The 1,374-nt window shown below is 66.2% G+C and carries 1 protein-coding gene; it reads left to right on the top strand.

Annotated elements, in window-relative coordinates; all coding sequences use genetic code 11:
• Window positions 1–102: 102 nt before the first annotated feature.
• The gene (locus tag VRZ77_RS21695; protein WP_414594642.1) at window positions 103–1,305 is read left to right on the top strand and encodes an IS256 family transposase; all 1,203 of its coding nucleotides are present in this window, start codon (window positions 103–105) and stop codon (window positions 1,303–1,305) included.
• Window positions 1,306–1,374: the final 69 nt, after the last annotated feature.

The raw sequence follows: 1,374 nt of genomic DNA, 5'->3' as shown, positions 1-1,374 counted from the left end.
GGATCGTGTCCCGTAGGGTGGTGTAGCTGAGGAGAAGGTGGCCATCGACGGAACGCCGGTATGGTCGGAGTTGCGAGAACCAACCCGACCGAGGAACCACCGATGACCGACATGATGATGAGCCTGCGGGCGCTCGTGGAGAAGAGCCCCGACGCCGATGTCCTGCGCGAGATGATCGGCTTCGCCGCCGAGCGCCTGATGGAGCTGGAGATCGGCGCCCACACCGGGGCCGAATGGGGTGAGAAGAGCAAGGATCGTCTGGCGCAGCGCAACGGATACCGTGAGCGCGATTGGGAGACCCGAGCAGGCACCGTCGAACTGCGCATCCCGCGGCTTCGCACCGGCAGCTACTTTCCGAGCTTCCTGGAACCGCGCCGGATGGCCGAGAAGGCGCTCACCGCCGTCATCCAGGAGGCCTACATCCAGGGCATCTCGACCCGCTCGGTCGACGATCTGGTCAAGTCGCTTGGCATGAGCGGCATCTCCAAGAGCCAGGTCAGCCGCCTGTGCGAAGAGATCGACGAACGGGTGAAGGCCTTCCTCGACCGCCCGATCGAAGGCGACTGGCCCTACCTTTGGATCGACGCCACCTACCTGAAGGTTCGGCAGAACGGGCGCATCGTCTCGGTGGCTGTGATCGTCGCGGTCGGCGTCAACAGCGACGGTCGGCGCGAAGTGCTCGGCATGGACATCGGCCCGTCGGAGGCCGAGACATTCTGGACCGCCTTCCTGCGCAAGCTCGCCCGGCGGGGCCTGCGCGGGGTCAAGCTGGTGATCTCCGACGCGCACGAAGGCATCAAGGCTTCGGTCGCCAAGGTTCTGACAGCGACATGGCAGCGCTGCCGCGTCCATTTCATGCGCAACGCCCTGGCGCACGCCGGCAGGAACGGCCGCCGGGTGGTCTCCGCCTTCATCGCCACCGCCTTCGCCCAGAACGACGCCGAAGCGGCGCGGCGGCAGTGGCGCACCGTCGCCGACCAGGTCAGGCCGAGGATGGCCAAGCTCGCCGCCCTCATGGATGACGCCGAAGCGGATGTGCTCGCCTACATGAGCTTCCCGGCCCAGCACCGGGCCAAGCTCCACAGCACCAATCCGCTCGAACGGCTCAACGGCGAGATCAAGCGGCGCACCGAGGTCGTCGGCATCTTCCCCAACGAAGACGCCATCATCCGGCTCGTCGGTGCGATCCTGCTGGAACAGAACGACGAATGGGCGGTCCAGCGCTCCCGCTACATGACGCTGGAAACCATCGCCGCCATCGGCGATGATGCCACCGTCCCCGGGCTGCCCAACATGGTGGCCTGAGTACGCCGACCATATCGGCGCGACCCGATGGAAAACGGCTCAGTTACACCACCCGATGGGACACGATCC

This window comes from Ancylobacter sp. G4_0304 (assembly GCF_047501495.1).
GTDB lineage: Bacteria > Pseudomonadota > Alphaproteobacteria > Rhizobiales > Xanthobacteraceae > Ancylobacter.
The sequence above is the reverse complement of the archived record's forward strand: the minus strand, read 5'-3'. Positions and strand labels throughout refer to the sequence as shown.